Here is a 16208-nt window from a genome sequence, read left to right as displayed (position 1 = left end):
CGGCGGGGTGCCTACTCCCCGGCAGGGAAGTCCGCCGCGCCGCTCGCCTCGGCCCACTTCCGGGTCTCCGCGGCGCGCGCCTCGCCCGCCTCCAGGGCCATCGTCACGGCCTGGGCACCGAGCAGCAGCCGGCGCGGCGGGTCGTCATGCCGTACGACGTCGATGAGGACCCTGGCCGCGCGGACCGGGTCACCGGGCTGGGTGCCGTTGTTCTCCGCCCGATACGTGTTCATGGCGCCGACGGTCTCCTCGTAGTCGGCACCCACGGCATGGAGCTCCATCGAGGAGCCCTGCCAGTCGGTCCGGAAGGCACCCGGCTCGACGATGACGACGGTCAGACCGAAGGGTGCCACCTCGTTGGCCAGCACCTCGGAGAAACCCTCCACCGCGAACTTCGCGCTCTGATAGGCACCCATCCCGGGCGTGCCGCCCACCCGGCCGCCCAACGAGGAGAACTGCACGAACGTCCCCGAGCGCTGCGCGCGCAGCACCGGCAGGGCGGCCCGGGTGACATTAACGACCCCGAAGAAGTTCGCCTCGAACTGGCCCCGGAAGTCGTCCTCCGCCATCTCCTCGATCGGAGCGCTGTTGGCGTACCCGGCGTTGTTTACGACCACGTCCAGCCGCCCGAAGGCATCGACGGCGACTTGGACGGCGTGCCGGGCGGCGACGGTGTCGGTGACGTCCAGCGCCACGGTCCGCACCCGGTCGCCGTACCGGTCGACGAGGTCGGCCAGCTGCTCCGGCCGACGCGCGGTCGCCACGAGCTGGTCGCCGCTCTCCAACACCGCTTCCGCCAAGGCACGCCCGAACCCTCGGGACGCACCGGTGATCAACCACGTAGAAGCCATGGGATTGCCCTTCTTTTCGCTTTCCACCCACTCTCTCGTCTGGGTCGACACGGGGCTTGAGTCGATTGGCTGACAGTCTTCCCGGCTCTGACGGGCGACGAGACGTGACATGTAAGTCATTGCACTGCTGATCGCCACACGTAACGGCCGACATGGAGACACCCAGTCACATGTTTCTTCCTTTCGACGGCCGCGCGGCGATGAGATCGGCCTGCTTGGGATCGTCGTCGGCGAGCACCACGTACGCACACATGTGGTCATCGTAGGAACGGCGACGGATCCTACTTCACTTCCGTCGTGGAACCCGGCCGGAGGGCATCGGACGGCGACAGGAACCCAACAGGTTCCTGACATTCCGCCGCCCACGGGTCGCTTGCACACATGTCTCAGCGCGCCGGGCGCACTACAGCGTGGAGTGCTCCAGGAGGTAGTCGATGGCTTCGACGGCGTCGTCAGCCGTGTGGTGCGGAACCCCGAGACCCTCGGGCCAGGCACGCCAGCGCACCCAGATTGTGCGCAGACCCGGCGCCGCGCCGCCGGCGATGTCGGACTCGGGGTAGTCCCCGGTCATCCAGTCGCCTGGGGTCAACTGGGTGCCGCACCGGGCGGCGGCGAGCTCGAAGAGCCGGGCGTCGGGCTTGTGCACATCGATGTCACCGGACGTGGCGATCCCGTCGATCAGATCGGCGAGAGGTGGCCCGGAATTTGGCGCGCTGGATGTCACTGGCACCGTTGGTCGCGACCCCGATGCTCCAGCCGGCGTCCTTCAGCCCCGTCAGGCTGTCGAGTACGGCGGGCCGGCAGTGCACGGCGGCCGCCATGCGATCGACGTACACCGTCCACAGATGCTCGGCCGACTCCTTGACCTGGAACGTGGCCCGCAGCCGCTCGAAGTCGCCGCGGTCCGCGCTCTCGGCCAGCTCGGTGCGCAACCAGCCCTCGATCTCCAGCCCGTAGGCATGGTCGTGGGCCAGCTCTGCTATGGCATCCGCGAACGCGGCACGACGGTCGACCAAGGTGCCGTCCAGGTCGAACAGGGCAAGACGCAAGCCCGCGACCCTAGCCTGGCGGGACCGCCGGAAACGGACGGCCCTGGTCATTCGCCTTCCTCTCCAGTGGAATGGCAGCATGCACGAGAGCGCTCCTGGCGACGGATGGGACCGTGCGCACCAAAGCAGGGGGAACCGATGAACGCGCAAGGCAGGTTCCCCCCCAACCCCGCGGCCGAGGGCGGGGAACCCACTCCGTCGCCCTCTTCCTTCCTGCACCAGGCACGGCCTGTCGATCCGGGCTTCGTCGGCCGCGTCGCCGAGCTACGGGCGCTACGGGACTTCCTGCTCGAGGCGCCGGCCCAGAGCGCGCTGGCTCAGCGCACGACGGCTCAGGACACAGCGGCCCAGGACACGGCGGCTCAGGGCGTGACCGCCCAGGGCGCGGTCCGGGTGATGTACGGGCAGGCCGGCGCGGGCAAGTCGGTGCTACTGGAAGCCACCGTCCAGGCCGCGACGGCCACCGGCATGCGCGTCCTACGCTGTGCTGGCATCCGCGGCAGCAACCCGCCCGACCTGTCCGGCCTGCTCCAGATCCTCTGGCCGGTGCTGGCAGACCCACAGCGGCCACCGACCACCGCTGACTCCCTCGCCGCGGTGGACCTCGACGCGCTGACCAGGGTGCTGGTCGAGGGCGCCCCCGCACCGGGCGGCGGGCAGTCCTGGCTGTCCTTCGCCGCCCTGGAGGTGCTGACGGCCGTCAGCCACGCCGGACAGTCCCTCCTGGTCGCCGTCGACGACTGGGACGCGCTGGACGAGCCCAGCAGGCACGTGCTGGCCTTCGTCGCCCGCCGGACCTGGGGCCACCCGCTGGCCCTGCTGATGACCTCCCGACCGCACCGCACCCCGCCGAACCCCCTGACCGGTCTGCCCACGCTGTCGCTCGGCCCGCTGCCCCCGGTCGAATCCACCCTGCTCCTGGCCTCGCGACGCCCTGGCCTGGACGCGCAGACCGTCCGCGAACTCCTGGCGACCGCGGCCGGCAACCCCCTGGCCCTGCTGGAACTGCCCGTCCCGTCCGAGGAATCGCTGCCCAGCATGCCCGCCTCCTCCGACCGGCTCGCTTCCGCCATGGCGCCGGGTGCCGCACGCCTGCCCGCCGCGACCCGCGACCTGCTGCTGGTCGCGGCGCTGCACCCGGAGGGAGATCTGCCGCTGCTGCTGTCGGCCGCCTCCAGGATCGGCGGGACCGCGGTGGACTTCGCGGCTCTGGACCCCGCGGAAGGCGCGGGCCTCGTGACGTTCGACGGCATGCGCCCGTACTTCAGCCACCCCGCGATGGCGGGAGCGATCGTCCACGGCACCGACCCGCGCCGGTGCCGGGCCGCGCACGCCGCCCTGGCGGCCGTCCTGGCCCCCGGCTCGGTCCGGATGCTGTGGCACCGGTCCCAGGCGGTGGAGAGCCACGACCCGGAACTGGCCACCCGCCTGGAGGCGCTGCACGGCGACGCGCTGGAGCAGTGCGACCCGACGACGGCCGTACGCCTGCTGCGACGCGCCGCTGACCTCCACCCGAGCGCCGCCGACCAGGGCCGCTGCGCCCTACGGGCCGCCCAGCTCGCCCAGCTCTTCGGCCTGGAACGGATGACCCGCGCGATGGCCCACCGCGCGCTGCGCCACCCGCTGGGCCCCCTGGGCACCCTGTGCGCCAAGGCCCTGGCCCGAACGGACCGAACCATCCCAGCCGACCCTGGGTCCGGGCCCAGCCCGAATCTTGATCCCGGCCCCACCGCCGATCCCAACCCCAACCCCGCCCCCGACCCCGACCCCACCGACCCGTCCTCCTGGCCCACCCCCATCGGTCCCGCCGAGCAGGAGAACGCCCTGGAACTGGTCCGGATCACGGCACCCGCGGTCGTGGGCGACGACAAGAGGTCCGAGGCGCTGCTGGCCTTCCTCGACGCGATCCCGAACCGTGCGCACGACCCGCGGCTCCTGCACGCGATGGCCACGGTCCGCCCCCTGGACCGGGCCGCCACCGTTCTCGCCGGCGCCTCCGCCGACCGGCACCTGAGCGACCTGTCGGTACGCGACATCGAACGCCTCGGAGAAGCCGCGCTGCTGGCCGGTGACCCGCTGCAGGCCCTGGACCTGTTCCGGCACGCGGAGCGCCGCCGCCGCTTTCACGCTCTGCCCGACCAGTTGCCCTGGGTGCTGCTGCGGCAGGGACTGGCGCACCTGGCCATGGGTAACTGGGTCCAGGGCGAGCACGCGTTCCGGCGGTGCGCGGAGCTGGCCGACGGAGCGTACGGCCAGGAGCACCACACGGCGGCCACCCGCCTTCTGGAACATGTCGTACGGGCCCTGCGCACCGGCGCCCCGGTGGACCCGGCCGACGCCCATGACCTGGCGGCGGCCCGACGCTCGGTGCGTTCGATCGACGCGGTGCTCGCGGTCGGCACGGCCTGTGCCCTGGTGGAGTCCGGTCAGACCGCGTCGGCCCTGCCCGCGTTGTCGTCACTCCTGACAGATCCGCGCACGCGCGCGGCCGCCCTGTTCGCCGTGGTGACCTTCGCCGAGGCCGCCAAGGCCGAGCACGCCTCCCAGGAGGCGCTCGCCACGCTCGACCGGCTCGAGACGGAACTGGGTCCGCGGCGCCCCCGCGTGGTCGCCCTCCGCTTCACGGTGGCGCGGGCCGTCCTCGCGGACGACCAGGACGCGCAGACGATGTATGAACGGGCTTTGGGAGAGGACCTGTCCCGCTGGCCCCACCTGGAGGCGCCGCTGCGGCTGGCGGAGGGCAGGTGGCTGCGACTGCGGCGGCAGTTCGCCGACGCCCAGGCCACCCTGCGTCAGGCGGCGGCCGGTTTTACCATGCTGGGCGCCGAGGCACGCGCCCCGAGGATCGCCGCGGAACTGCGGGCCTCCGGAGACCGGGCGGACGGCGCCGCGCCGGGCTCACCCCGGCCCACCGCGGCGCGCGAGCTGCTCACCGCCCGGGAACTGCGGATCGCCGAGCTGGCCGCTCGCGGACTGTCCAACCGGGAGATAGGCGAACAGCTCGGTCTCGCGCCCCGGACCATCGGCGCGTACCTCTACCGCATCTTCCCCCAGCTGGGAGTGACCTCCCGCGCGCAGCTCGCCGAGGTCCTGAGGGACCCGCACACCCCCTGAACGCCGCCCCGCGTCACACGGCGGCGTGTCACTCGGCCCCGAACCTCGCAGCGAGCTGCGCGCGCGAGGAAACGCCCAGCTTCGGGAAGATCTGATACAGGTGCGAGGCGACCGTACGAGGTGACAGCCGCAGCTGTTCCCCGATGGCCCGGTTGGACAGGCCGCGGGCGGCCAGCCGGGCGATGGTGAGCTGCTGCGGTGACAGCACGCGGGCGATGTCGGCCAGGTCGTCCTCGGCGGGCCGCTCGTCTGCCACCCAGCCCGTCGCCCGCAGCTCCGAGGCGGCCTGCTCGGCACGTGACGCGGCCCCCAGCGCCCGGAAGACCGACTCGGCCGTGGACAAGGGCGTGCGGGACTTGGTGACGCGGCGCCGACGTCTGAGCCAGGCTCCGTACCCGAACTGGGTCATGCCTTGCAGCAGCGGCCACACCTCGATGCCGGGTCGCAGCACGCGCCGGTAGCGCTCCTCCGCCTCCGCCTCGTCGTCCGGGGCGAGCACCGCGTCGGCGTAGGCCACGATCCGTTCCAGCAAGGGGGAACACCCCGCCTGCGTCAGGGCCGTGACGTGGTCGAGAACGGTCCTGGCATCGGCCTGCTCCCCGGCGGGCAGCGCCGCCTCCGCCAGGAAGGCGAGCCCCCAGAACTGCTCGAAGGCGTACGGCGTCGTCGGGTCGGCGAACAGGGAACGCAGCCGGACGTAGGCCTCGGCGTAACGGCCCGTGCCGGACGCGGTGAGCGCGCGGGCCAGCACGGCCAGGCTCAACTGCCTGTCCTGGCCGAGGCGCAGGGAGGACTCCTCAACCTCCGCGGCACACTCCAGCGCCCGGTCGTAATCCCCGCGCAGCGCCGCGACGACGGCCAGCATCCCCGTGGCCCGCGCGCCCCAGTCGGGCTGCGCCGTCCGTTCGGCGATCATCCGGCTCTCCTCGGCCAGCGCCAGGGCGGTGTGCCATTCGGCGCCGAGCCAGATCTGGCACATCGTCCTCGGTACGAGCATCAGCGGCAGTTGCCCGTACCGGCCGCCGGCGCGGAAGGCAGCCTCCACCTCTTCCAGGAGCGGCTCGGCCTGTTCGAAGTCGATGGTGAGAGTGGTTACCTGGCTGAACAGGCTCCGGCCTTCGACCTGGGAGGGTCGGGGCACGGGCTGCGGGACCGGGGGCCGTGGCACGCTCAGGGGTTCGGTCAGCGACAGCACGACGAGATACCACCCGTCCCGGGGCCCGGCCCGCAGCTCCTTCGCCGTTCGCAGGACCAGGTCACGCTCCGGGCCGACCTGCTGCCACCGGCATCTGCGAGCCGCGCCGAGCAGCAGCTTCTGGGTGAGCACGGGATCCTGCGCGGCGACCGCGTGCGCCGCCTCGCACAGTTCGACGATCCGCTCCCGCCCGGCCGCGCTGCTGCCCGGCAGCAGATCGTGCACCCGCAGCAGCAGGGCGTGCCCGAACGTCCCCAACTCGGTCGGGTCGATCTGGCTCACATGCCGGAGGGCCTGGTCCACCAGACCGTGGTCGCAGGCCAGTTCGGCGGCCCGTAGCAGCCGTACCGCCCGGCGTTCGGGGTCCGCGGACAGCCGCGCGGCGGCCTCCAGCGCGGCGAGCGCCACCAGCACCCCGGTGACCGAACCCGAACCGGTTGCCCGTGACTCCAGCCGCCGCGCAAGTTCCTCGTCGGGACCCGCCACGCACTGGGCCGCGTGCCAGGCGGCCTGGGCGGGGCTGGTCAGGCTCCGCCCGAGCGCGGCGTGCGCGGCCACACGCCGCGCCGCCGACGCCAGCCGCACCACGGCCGGACGCATCAGCGGCGCACAGAAGCGCACCCGAGAATCGCCGCCCTCGACACCTTCCTCGACGCCTTCGCCGGCCTCCAGCGCCTCGACCACGTCGACCGACTCCACGACCAGTCCGAGAGCGACGAGTTCCGCGAGGCCCGCCCGCGCCGCGTCGGCGTCGCCGAGCAGGGAGGTGCTCGCGCGCAGGATGTCCCGCGCGCACGGTGAGGTGCTCAGCGCCGCGGTGAGGAGCACGTCGCGGGCCGACGTGGACAGCGTCACCCAGTCGTACGCGTACGCCTCGGCCAGGCGCTGTGTCGCGGGCAGCATGCCGAAGCCGGCCGCGTCCCCGAGCCGGTCACCGCCCAGGGCGAGCTCGGTGAGGGCGAGCGGATTGCCTCGCGCCACGGCGAGGACGAGCTGCTCCTCGCCGTACCCGGTGACCCGTCCGGCGCGGGCGACGAGTGCGCGGGCGTGCGTGTCGTGCAGCGGGCCGAGCGCCACCGTGGCCCCGTGCGGAGGCGACCAGGCGCTGGCGCCGACGGCGCGCTCGGCCATGATCATGCCCACCGGTTCCATCGGTCCCTTCGGCGTGGAACCGGTGGGCATGATCGCGGCCAAGGCACGCAAGGTGGCGCGGCTGGCGGAGTCGAGGCGGTCGAGGTCGTCCACGCACAGCAGCACCGGCTCCGATAGTGCGGCCAGCAGCCGAAGCGCCGCTGCGGCCACCTCGGTCGGCGTTGGCACGGCGTCGCCGCCGGTGAACGCGGCGCGCAGCACGGCACGGTCCCGGTCCGGCAGGTCGCCGACCCATGCCAGGGCGGGACGCAGCAGGCCATGCAGCGTGGCATGGGTCAGCGCTTCTTCGCCGGGCGCCCAGGCTGTCGACAGCACGCGTACGCCCTGTCGCCCGGCCTCCGCCGCGGCGAAGCGCAACAGGGCGGACTTTCCCGTACCGGGCGCGCCGCTCAGGTGGAGCACCCGGGCGCCGCCCCGGAGCAGGTCCGTCAGCAGCGCGCTCACCAGCTCCCGCTCCCGCGCCCGACCGACCAGGCCCCTGCCGTCAGGGTCGGTGTCGTCGGGGCGGGGGTCGTCCGGGCCGGTGTCGGTCAAGCCGGCTTCTGCCGTCAGGTCGGCTGCCTCTGCGCCGACGTGCGCGCTGATCACGTGCCCTCCCGCTCTCCCCGCCCCTTCGCAGGCCTGCCCCCCGTACCCGGTCACCTCTATCGTTCCAGGCCCGTAAGTCTGCGGCACGCGCTCACCCGAGTGCCCCCTCTTCCGCGATCCCGCTGTCCGCGCCGCCGACCGCTGCCGCCGCGTACAGGTCACGGATGCTGACAGCGGCCCCGGACTCCAGACGGCTGAAGACCCAGTCGATGGGACGGCACTCCCGCGCGTCCGGCAGCACCACGACGTACGCGGCGGCAGGGAAGGGGGCGGCCGGGGTGTGCCGCCAGGCACCGCCGATGTGGCGCGTCACGATCTCGCCGAGGTAGCAGCCGAAGCCGACGAGGGACTCGGCCATCTCCTCACGGCTCACACCCTCCGCCCGGAAGCCGTCGACAATGTCCTCCACGACATCGATGCTCTCCGGACTGTAGTCCAGCTCCGCATCACTGATGTCTGCTGCCGCCGCAACGATGGCGGCGGCGAGCTGGGGCGCACTACCGGGTTCGAGCGGGGGGTTCAGGTGCACCTGCATGTTGGTCCTCGGGCTGTTGCCGTCAATGAGGTCAAACTAGCCGCAGAACACCCGTCTAGACATGTCCCTGCCTGGTTCAGGGCGGAATGCGACCGTCCGGAGGTGTCAACGAGACACCTCCAGACGGCACGTGTGCATCGAACCTCGCCCCTCCGGGGGGCGGAGCGGACATGTCCCCGCAGCCGACGCGGTCGGCGCCGCTTGGAATTCAAGTGAACCTGCGACCCGGTGCCGCACGTTTATGAACGGTTAGCCTTTCCCTTTTTCCAGGTTAACGCCAATTTAATTTCCGGCACCCTGTCGCAGATATCCATGTGCGCTTCATCGGGGCGCACGTTCACCTCCATCATTGACTGTGCAGGGAAAAGGTGCGGAAATTGAATTCGGCAATTCTGCCCACAAAAACTCACGGGAGTATGCATGCTCAAGAAGCGGATCGCCACGGTGGTCCTTGTCGCCGGAGCCGCAGTCGCCGCGCTCACGACAGGCGCGCAGGCCGCCACCCAGGGCAACACCCTGATTACGGACCACGGCACGCACATTTCCTGGTCCGACTGCCAGTTCTGAGTCAGCGTCGAGAACTCCTGGGCCGGGGAGCAGCAGGGAGTTACGGGCCCGTACTACTACTGGGCCTCTGCCAGCGACGGCACGGCCAATCTGTGGCACAGGAACTGATTCAGGTCATATCAAAAGGCGCCTTCCTGCACTGGTGAGCAGGAAGGCGCCTGCCGTATATCGCGAGACTTATTGCAGGCGCATCGGCGGAAGCGTCGATCCCACGGAGAAACCCGTCGGGCTCTGGGTGTGTGTCGCGGCCGACCGTGCGGCACACAGGCGCCGCCGCGTGCACGCACACACGCACCATCGGGAAACAGCCAAAGTTCAGAAGTGGCCGAATGTTGCCGCAGCGTAAAGGCGCCCGTCGGAGGCCCGATCGACCCCGGCGTGTCAGGGCAGGCGAGTGGCCGAATTTCGAACAGTGATCACCGGAATGCTGACAGCAGGCTCCGTACCTGCAACGATCCCGTCGCTTCCGCTGCTGCGCACAGGTGTCGCAGCCGCCTCAGCTCCACAGGCGTCCCATCGTCGCGGCGCCTGCGTCACCTCCCTCCGAGCCAGGAGAGCCATGCCCCGCTTCAAGCTTGACGCACGTGTGCCGCGCGCGGACCGGCAGACGTCACGCCTCAGACCCGTGGGCCCCCTCGCGGCCTCCCTCGCCGTGACCCTGGGCGCCCTCGCCCTGGCCATCCCGCCCGCCACCGCCGCCCCGGCCCCCACAGGCACCGCCCGCGATGCCGCGCACACCCCGGCGCCCCCGCTCGTCGCCGCACACGCCAGGGCGGGCGCCACGGCCGTGCCCCTCGGCTCAGCCGAGCGCAAGTCGCTGCTCGACCGGGCCGACGGCGACCGCGCCGACGTCAGCAAGGCCCTGCACGCCGGCAGCCGCGAGAACCTGGTGGCCAAGGACGTGCTGAAGGACGCCGACGGCACGTTCCACACCCGCTACGCGCGGAACTACCAGGGGTTGCCCGTCGAGGGCGGCGGCGACCTGATCGTGCACGAGGGCCCGCACGGCCGCCGTATCGACGACTCCCTGCGCACCCCGCTGTCCGTGCCCGCCGTCAAGGACGGTGTGACGGCGGAACAGGCAAGGAGCGGGGCGTTGGCCGAGGCCAGGAAGCAGCACATCGCGCACGCCGCCGTCGATGGACCGGCGCGCCGCGTCGTCTGGGCCGGTTCCGGCACCCCGCGACTAGCCCTCGACAACGTTATCGGCGGGGAGCGGGCGGACGGCACGCCTAGCCGTCTGCACGTCGTCCTCGACGCCGCCACCGGCAGTCGGCTCGCCGCCTACGACGAGGTGACCGCGGGCGTCGGCAACAGCCAGTACAGCGGCACCGTCCAGCTCGACACCCAACGGGTGGGGGACACCTACCAGTTGGTGGACACCCAGCGCGGCGGCAACAGCGTCCGCGACATCACCAACGGCGGCCTCGGCGTCCTGTACACCGACGCCGACGACGTCTGGGGCGACGGCACCCCCGACGACCGGGCGACCGCCGCCGTCGACGCCGCCTACGGGTCCCGTACGACCTGGAACTTCTACCACGATGTGTTCGGCCGCAACGGCATAGCCGACGACGGCGTGGGAGCCGTCTCCAACGTGCACGTCGCGGGCCTGGCCAACGCCTACTGGCTGGACAGTTGCTTCTGCATGACCTACGGCGACGGCCTGGACAACCGGCACCCGCTCACCGAACTCGACATCGCCGCCCACGAGATGACCCACGGGGTCACCGCCGCCACCGCGGGCCTGCTGGAGACCGGTGAGTCCGGCGCCCTCAACGAGGCCACCAGCGACATCCTGGGCACCGCCGTCGAGTTCTTCGCGAACAACCCCAAGGACGTTCCCGACTACACCATCGGCGAGCTCGCCGACGTCCGCGGCACCGGCAAGCCCCTACGCTACATGGACCAGCCCTCCAAGGACGCCTCGGAGAAGGGCACTTCACAGGACTACTGGACCCCCGGCACCCACCTGCTCGACCCGCACTTCGGCGCCGGAGTCGCCAACCACTTCTTCTACCTGATCTCCCAGGGCAGCGGCCACAAGACCATCAACGGCGTCCACTACGACAGCCCCACCTACGACGGTCTTCCGGTCTCCGGCATCGGCCTGCGGAACGCCACCAACGTCTGGTACCGCGCCCTGACCCACTACATGACCAGCTCCACCGACTACGCCGGCGCCCGCACCGCCACCCTCCAGGCCGCCACCGACCTGTTCGGCACCACCAGCGACGCCTACGAGTCCGTCGCGAACGCCTGGGCCGCGGTCAACGTCGGCCCCCGCTACGTCAAGCACATCGCCATCACGTCCCTGAACACCCGTGACGCGGCCGTCAGTCAGCCGGTCGCCCGCACCGTCTCCGCCGTCTCCACCCGGCCCGGCGCCGTCACCTACGCGGCCACCGACCTGCCCACGGGGCTGTCCCTCGACGCCGTCTCCGGCCTGATCTCCGGCACCCCCACCACGGCGGATACCTTCCGGACCACGCTCACGTTCACCAACTCGGCCGCCGAGAAACGCCGGTACACCTTCGACTGGACGGTGATCGCTTCCGGCGGCGACTTCTTCGTCGACCCCGACCGCCACGACTACGCCGCCTGGAAGAGCGTGGAGACCCCCCTGACGGTCACCGGCCGCACCGGCAACGCGCCCGCCGACCTCAAGGTGTCCGTGGACATCGTCCACACCTTCATCGGCGCCCAGGTCGTCCAACTGGTCGGCCCGGACGGCACGGTGCTGCTGGTCAAGGACTTCGAGTGGGACACCGGAGCCGAACTGCACGACACCTTCACCGTCGACGCCTCCGCCCTGCCCGCCAACGGCATCTGGAAGCTGCGCATCACCGACTACACCCCGGCCGCGCCCGGCATCGCCCCGAGCGAGGGCGGCTACCTCGACCGCTGGAGCCTGACCTTCTGACCTGCCAGGGCCGCTTCAGTTACTTGAGCCCGAACGCCCGCATCACCGTCTGGGTCACCGCGTTGAGGCTGCGCTCGTCGAAGATGCAGATGTCGCACGAGTTGCCGGGCGTGCCGCTGGGCACGGACGGCTTGTCGTAGGTGTAGGAGAAAGCGATCTGGTTGACGCCGCGCGGGACTTCGACGGGCAGGTAGACGAAATGGGCTGCGCCGGTCTCCAGGTGGCCGGTGACGGTGCGCGTCACCTCGCTGCCCTCGGCGGGCGCGCCCGCCGAGGTGTCCTCGTCGGTCTCGGCGAAGCCGACGGGTGCGAGGGTCAGCGCGCTGGCGGCGCCGATCACCCGGGCGGCCATCAGCAGGGACCGGCGGCCCATGTCCGCGGTGCCCTCTCTGGCCGGGTTGGAACTGTGTTGTCGCCCCTGGTGAAAGGACACACACGTCACGAAGAACCCCGCGCCACGGCAGATTGAAGCGAAGGCGACGAACTGCCACAGCGATGTGACACTCCCCATTCGGCGCTCCCGGAGTGTGCAAGAGGCCAGTGGTCCTTTATGGTGGAACCCGTAAGGTTCCAGTGGCCTCTTAAGGGGATGCTGGCCGTACTCCTCGAGAGAAGGTGGCCCCGACCATGAACGAAGACAGCGCGCGAGCCGCCCGAACACCGCTGGGCGCCTCCGGCCTCTCGGTGCGGCCCGTCGGCCTGGGCCTCATGGGGATGTCGCAGTTCTACGGAGCGGTGGACGCGGACGCCTCCGTCGCCACGGTCCGGGACGCGATCGAGGCGGGCGTGCAGCTGTTCGACACCTCCGACTACTACGGAGCGAGCAGCGCGACTCCGGGACAGCCGGTGGCCGGCTTCGGGCACAACGAGGAACTGCTGGGGCGCGCCCTCCGGGGCCGCCGGGACCGGGCGGTGGTGGCGACCAAGTTCTCCGCCCGCCCCACTCCCGAGGGCCGCAGCCTCTTCGACGGCCGCCCCGCATACGTGAAGGCCGCCTGCGAGGCCAGCCTCAAGCGGCTCGGCACGGACCGGATCGACCTGTACTACTACCACCGGCTCGACCCGGCCGTCCCCGTCGAGGACACCGTGGGCGCCATGGCCGAACTGGTCGCCGAGGGCAAGGTCCGGGCCATCGGCCTGAGCGAGGTCAGCGCGGAGGTTTTGCGGCGGGCCCACACGGTCCACCCGGTCGCTGCCCTGCAGAGCGAGTACTCGCTGTGGGAGCGCGGCGTCGAGGCCGAGGTGCTGCCGGAGTGCCGCCGCCTGGGCATCACGCTCGTCCCCTACAGCCCGCTCGGCCGCGGCATGCTCACCGGGGCCTTCGACCGGGGCGCCGCGTTCGGCCGCGACGACTTCCGGTCCACGCTGCCCAAGTTCCAGGGCGAGAACTTCGCACACAACCGCCAACTGGTCGACGAGTTGGAGGAGTTCGCCGCGGGCACCGGCGCCACCGCCGGTCAGATCGCCCTGGCCTGGCTGCTGGCCCAGCACCACGACATCGTCCCGATCCCAGGCTCCAAGCGCCCGGCGAACGTCCGCGCGAACCTTGCGGCCACCTCGGTCCGGCTCAGCGCCGACGACGTCGCCCACCTCGGCGCCCTGTTCGACCCCACGCGGGTCAGGGGCGGCCGGTACGGAGAGCTCCATGTCGTGCCCCGGAATCCGACCCCGGACAGCTGACTCCCGACATCTGTCCCCCTGACCTTCCCTTTTCCGCACCACCCTTCACAGAATCAGAGGCGTCATCATGAGCAGGACCTGGCTGATCACCGGAAGCTCCCGCGGTCTGGGCCGCGCCATTGCCGAGGCCGTCCTGGCGGCGGGCAACAACCTGGTCGCCACCGCCCGGCGCACCGAGCCCCTCAACGACCTCGCCGAGAAGTACGGCGACCGGGTTCGGCTGGTCACCCTCGATGTGACCGACGCCGAGGCGGCGCGGCGGGCCATGCAGGTCGCCGTGGACGCCTTCGGCCGTCTGGACGTGCTTGTCAACAACGCCGGTTACGCCGACATGGCCGCCATCGAGGACATGTCGGCGAAGGCCTTCCGGGACCAGATCGAGGCCAACCTCTTCGGCGTCGTCAACGTCTCCAAGGCCGCCCTTCCCGTCATGCGGGAGCAGGGCTCGGGGCACATCATCCAGATCTCCTCCGTGGGCGGCCGCGTCGGCGTTCCGGGCCTGGGTGCCTACCAGGCGGCCAAGTGGGCGGTCGGCGGCTTCTCCGACGTCCTCGCCCAGGAAGTGGCCCCCCTCGGCATCAAGGTCACCGTCGCCCAGCCGGGCGGCATGCGCACCGACTGGGCCGGCTCCTCCATGTCCACCCCGCCGGTCAGCGCGCCGTACGAGAAGGTGGTCGGCGCCGCCGTCGCCGCCATCCGCGGCCAGGACGGCAAGCAGCCCGGCGACCCGGCCCGTATCGCGCAGCTGCTCCTGGACATCGTGGAGGCCGAGGAGCCGCCGCTGCACCTGCTGGTCGGCAAGGACGCCGTCCAGGTCGGTCAGGCCGTGGCCGAGGCCCTCGCCGCCGGGGACGCCAAGTGGCGACACGTGAGCGAGTCCGTGTGACCCGGCACCCAGGTCCGCACCCCGCCGGCGCCGTCCCCCGGGACGGCGCCGGCGGGGATTAGGGTTACCGCAGGCGGCGCCAGGTTCGACGGGCCGCGAGCAAGTTCCATGGGGAAGCGACGATGACAGACGACCGCACGGCCGGATTCCAGCGCGCGCGCAGCGCCGAGCAGCGCGAGATCCGCAAACAGGCCATCCTCGATGCCGCGACACAGCTGCTGAGCGAGATGCCGGTCAGCGCGATTAGCCTGCGCGAGCTGAGCCGCCGGGTCGGGCTGTCGAAAACCAACGTCGTGCGCTACTTCGAGACCAGGGAAGCGGTCTTCTTCGAACTCCTCAACCGGTCCCTGGCCGAGTGGATCGAGGAGCTGACCGCCGAACTGGCCATGGCCGAAGGGCCCTCTACAGTCGTCACCGACACCCTGGCCCGCTCGCTGGCCCGCCGCCCCCTGCTGTGCGACCTGTTCAGCGCCCTGGGATCAGAGCTCGAACGCAACATCTCGGCAGAGTCGGCACGCGAGTTCAAGCTCGCCCACGTCCAGCTCCTGCGTACGCTGGCCGACCTGCTGAGAGAGCACATCACCGGGCTGTCCCCCGACGAGGCCCGTGAACTGGTCTCCCTGACCGTCGTCTGCACGGCCGGGCTCTGGCCGTTCGCCCACCCCTCGGACGCCGTCGCCGAAGCTCAGCAGCACCCCGAACTCATCTCCACGAAGGTCGACTTCGCCGCCATGCTCGCCCATACGCTGCATCTCGTCGTCACCGGACTGCTCCATTCCCGGTGACCCTGCCGTCGGACCTGCCCCACCCGCTTCCGGACCGGCCGCGGGCGGCCGAGCCAGGCGGCCGCTCAGCGGAAGAACCCACTCACTCCGCCGTAGACGTGAAGGTTCTGCCCGCTGACCCAGCGTCCGGCCAGGAAAGCGATGACGTCGGCGATGTCGGCCGGCTCGCCCAGTCTGCCGAAGGGCGACAAACAGGCGGCCTGCCGCAGCGCCTCCTCGGAGTTCACGGAACGCAGAAGGTCGGTGTCGGTGAAGCCGGGCGAGATGGTGTTGGAGGTGATGCCGCGTGACCCCAGCTCCAGCGCCGCCACGGTCGTGAACTGCTCGATGGCGCCCTTACTGCCCGTATAAACGGCAGCCCCGGGAACCGCCAGCCGGGTGTTGATCGTGGACACGGTGATGATCCGGCCGCCGTCGCGCATGAACCGGGCCGCCTCCCGGAGAGCGACGAAGACCGCTTTGGCGTTGACGGCCATGACCCGGTCGAAGTCCTCATCGGTGGTCTCCGCGAGCGAGGCGGGAACCGCACAACCGGCGTTGTTTACCAGGATGTCGAACCCGCCCAGCCACTTGCGGGCCACCGCCAGGAACTGCTGTACCGAGCAGGGCTCCGCCGGATCGGCCCTGAACCCCTTCGCCGCGCTGCCGTTCGCGGCCACCGTGCGCTCCAGCTCAGCGGCAGGCTCGCTGCTGGAGAGGAAGGAGAAGGCGACGCGCGCCCCGTCGGCGACGAGGCGTTCGACCACCGCACGGCCTATGCCGCGCGACCCGCTCGGACGCACTGAGGACGGTGCTGAACCATCGGGTGCAGGAAGGGTCCGCCGGGGCCTCCTCGGGGACCCCGGGTACCGGGGCGGCTCCTGCGGCGGCGTGGCGTCCGCGC

At 71.3% G+C, this 16208-nt stretch carries 11 protein-coding genes and 1 pseudogene; 6 read left to right on the top strand and 6 right to left on the bottom strand.

Annotated elements, in window-relative coordinates; translation table 11 throughout:
• Nucleotides 1-11: 11 nt before the first annotated feature.
• Both ACY0PA_RS01780 and ACY0PA_RS01775 read right to left on the bottom strand, forming a co-directional pair.
• Nucleotides 12-851: an oxidoreductase gene (locus ACY0PA_RS01780; RefSeq protein WP_473083013.1), complete on the bottom strand. Its 840-nt coding sequence runs from the start codon at nucleotides 849-851 to the stop codon at nucleotides 12-14.
• A 403-nt stretch (nucleotides 852-1254) separates the two neighbouring features.
• Nucleotides 1255-1900 (bottom strand): annotated as a pseudogene (locus ACY0PA_RS01775) (HAD family hydrolase).
• A gap of 138 nt (nucleotides 1901-2038) precedes the next feature.
• Between ACY0PA_RS01775 and ACY0PA_RS01770 the strand changes: the two are divergent.
• Nucleotides 2039-5014, top strand: a complete 2976-nt coding sequence (locus ACY0PA_RS01770) for a helix-turn-helix transcriptional regulator (RefSeq protein WP_473083012.1) — start codon at nucleotides 2039-2041, stop codon at nucleotides 5012-5014.
• A 28-nt stretch (nucleotides 5015-5042) separates the two neighbouring features.
• On the opposite strand, the gene ACY0PA_RS01765 is transcribed toward ACY0PA_RS01770, so the two are convergent.
• Complete coding sequence (locus ACY0PA_RS01765) at nucleotides 5043-7949, bottom strand: AAA family ATPase (RefSeq protein WP_473083011.1); 2907 nt, start codon at nucleotides 7947-7949, stop codon at nucleotides 5043-5045.
• Nucleotides 7950-8040: 91 nt separating this feature from the next.
• The gene (locus ACY0PA_RS01760) at nucleotides 8041-8484 is read right to left on the bottom strand and encodes a hypothetical protein (RefSeq protein ID WP_473083010.1); all 444 of its coding nucleotides are present in this window, start codon (nucleotides 8482-8484) and stop codon (nucleotides 8041-8043) included.
• A gap of 420 nt (nucleotides 8485-8904) precedes the next feature.
• On the opposite strand from ACY0PA_RS01760, the gene ACY0PA_RS01755 reads away from it, so the two are divergent.
• The gene (locus ACY0PA_RS01755; RefSeq protein ID WP_473083009.1) at nucleotides 8905-9051 is read left to right on the top strand and encodes a hypothetical protein; all 147 of its coding nucleotides are present in this window, start codon (nucleotides 8905-8907) and stop codon (nucleotides 9049-9051) included.
• 559 nt (nucleotides 9052-9610) lie between these two features.
• On the top strand, nucleotides 9611-11974 hold the full coding sequence (locus ACY0PA_RS01750; RefSeq protein ID WP_473083008.1) for a M4 family metallopeptidase: 2364 nt from the start codon (nucleotides 9611-9613) through the stop codon (nucleotides 11972-11974).
• A 19-nt stretch (nucleotides 11975-11993) separates the two neighbouring features.
• On the opposite strand, the gene ACY0PA_RS01745 is transcribed toward ACY0PA_RS01750, so the two are convergent.
• Nucleotides 11994-12347 (bottom strand): hypothetical protein, encoded by a 354-nt coding sequence (locus ACY0PA_RS01745; RefSeq protein WP_473083007.1) that lies wholly within the window; start codon nucleotides 12345-12347, stop codon nucleotides 11994-11996.
• A 254-nt stretch (nucleotides 12348-12601) separates the two neighbouring features.
• Here ACY0PA_RS01745 and ACY0PA_RS01740 point away from each other — a divergent pair, with 254 nt between their 5' ends.
• From ACY0PA_RS01740 to ACY0PA_RS01730, 3 genes are all read left to right on the top strand, one after another.
• A complete protein-coding gene (locus tag ACY0PA_RS01740) occupies nucleotides 12602-13654 on the top strand; it encodes an aldo/keto reductase (RefSeq protein ID WP_473083006.1) in 1053 nt (350 codons plus the stop codon).
• A 67-nt stretch (nucleotides 13655-13721) separates the two neighbouring features.
• Entirely contained in the window at nucleotides 13722-14540 is an 819-nt protein-coding gene (locus ACY0PA_RS01735) for an oxidoreductase (protein ID WP_473083005.1), read from the top strand.
• 122 nt (nucleotides 14541-14662) lie between these two features.
• The gene (locus tag ACY0PA_RS01730; RefSeq protein ID WP_473083004.1) at nucleotides 14663-15325 is read left to right on the top strand and encodes a TetR/AcrR family transcriptional regulator; all 663 of its coding nucleotides are present in this window, start codon (nucleotides 14663-14665) and stop codon (nucleotides 15323-15325) included.
• A 65-nt stretch (nucleotides 15326-15390) separates the two neighbouring features.
• On the opposite strand, the gene ACY0PA_RS01725 is transcribed toward ACY0PA_RS01730, so the two are convergent.
• The gene (locus tag ACY0PA_RS01725) at nucleotides 15391-16107 is read right to left on the bottom strand and encodes an SDR family oxidoreductase (RefSeq protein ID WP_473083003.1); all 717 of its coding nucleotides are present in this window, start codon (nucleotides 16105-16107) and stop codon (nucleotides 15391-15393) included.
• Nucleotides 16108-16208 lie beyond the last annotated feature (101 nt).

It is taken from the genome of Streptomyces sp. DS1-CR2 (assembly GCF_055760475.1).
This window is presented reverse-complemented; position numbering and strand designations above follow the sequence as displayed.

Bases quoted from the DNA above. Each gene is read 5' to 3' on its own strand.
- ACY0PA_RS01780 (WP_473083013.1), bottom strand. From the start codon at position 851: ATGGCTTCTACGTGGTTGATCACCGGTGCGTCCCGAGGGTTCGGGCGT.
- ACY0PA_RS01770 (WP_473083012.1), top strand. From the start codon at position 2,039: ATGAACGCGCAAGGCAGGTTCCCCCCCAACCCCGCGGCCGAGGGCGGG.
- ACY0PA_RS01760 (WP_473083010.1), bottom strand. From the start codon at position 8,484: ATGCAGGTGCACCTGAACCCCCCGCTCGAACCCGGTAGTGCGCCCCAG.
- ACY0PA_RS01755 (WP_473083009.1), top strand. From the start codon at position 8,905: ATGCTCAAGAAGCGGATCGCCACGGTGGTCCTTGTCGCCGGAGCCGCA.
- ACY0PA_RS01750 (WP_473083008.1), top strand. From the start codon at position 9,611: ATGCCCCGCTTCAAGCTTGACGCACGTGTGCCGCGCGCGGACCGGCAG.
- ACY0PA_RS01745 (WP_473083007.1), bottom strand. From the start codon at position 12,347: ATGGGCCGCCGGTCCCTGCTGATGGCCGCCCGGGTGATCGGCGCCGCC.
- ACY0PA_RS01740 (WP_473083006.1), top strand. From the start codon at position 12,602: ATGAACGAAGACAGCGCGCGAGCCGCCCGAACACCGCTGGGCGCCTCC.
- ACY0PA_RS01735 (WP_473083005.1), top strand. From the start codon at position 13,722: ATGAGCAGGACCTGGCTGATCACCGGAAGCTCCCGCGGTCTGGGCCGC.
- ACY0PA_RS01730 (WP_473083004.1), top strand. From the start codon at position 14,663: ATGACAGACGACCGCACGGCCGGATTCCAGCGCGCGCGCAGCGCCGAG.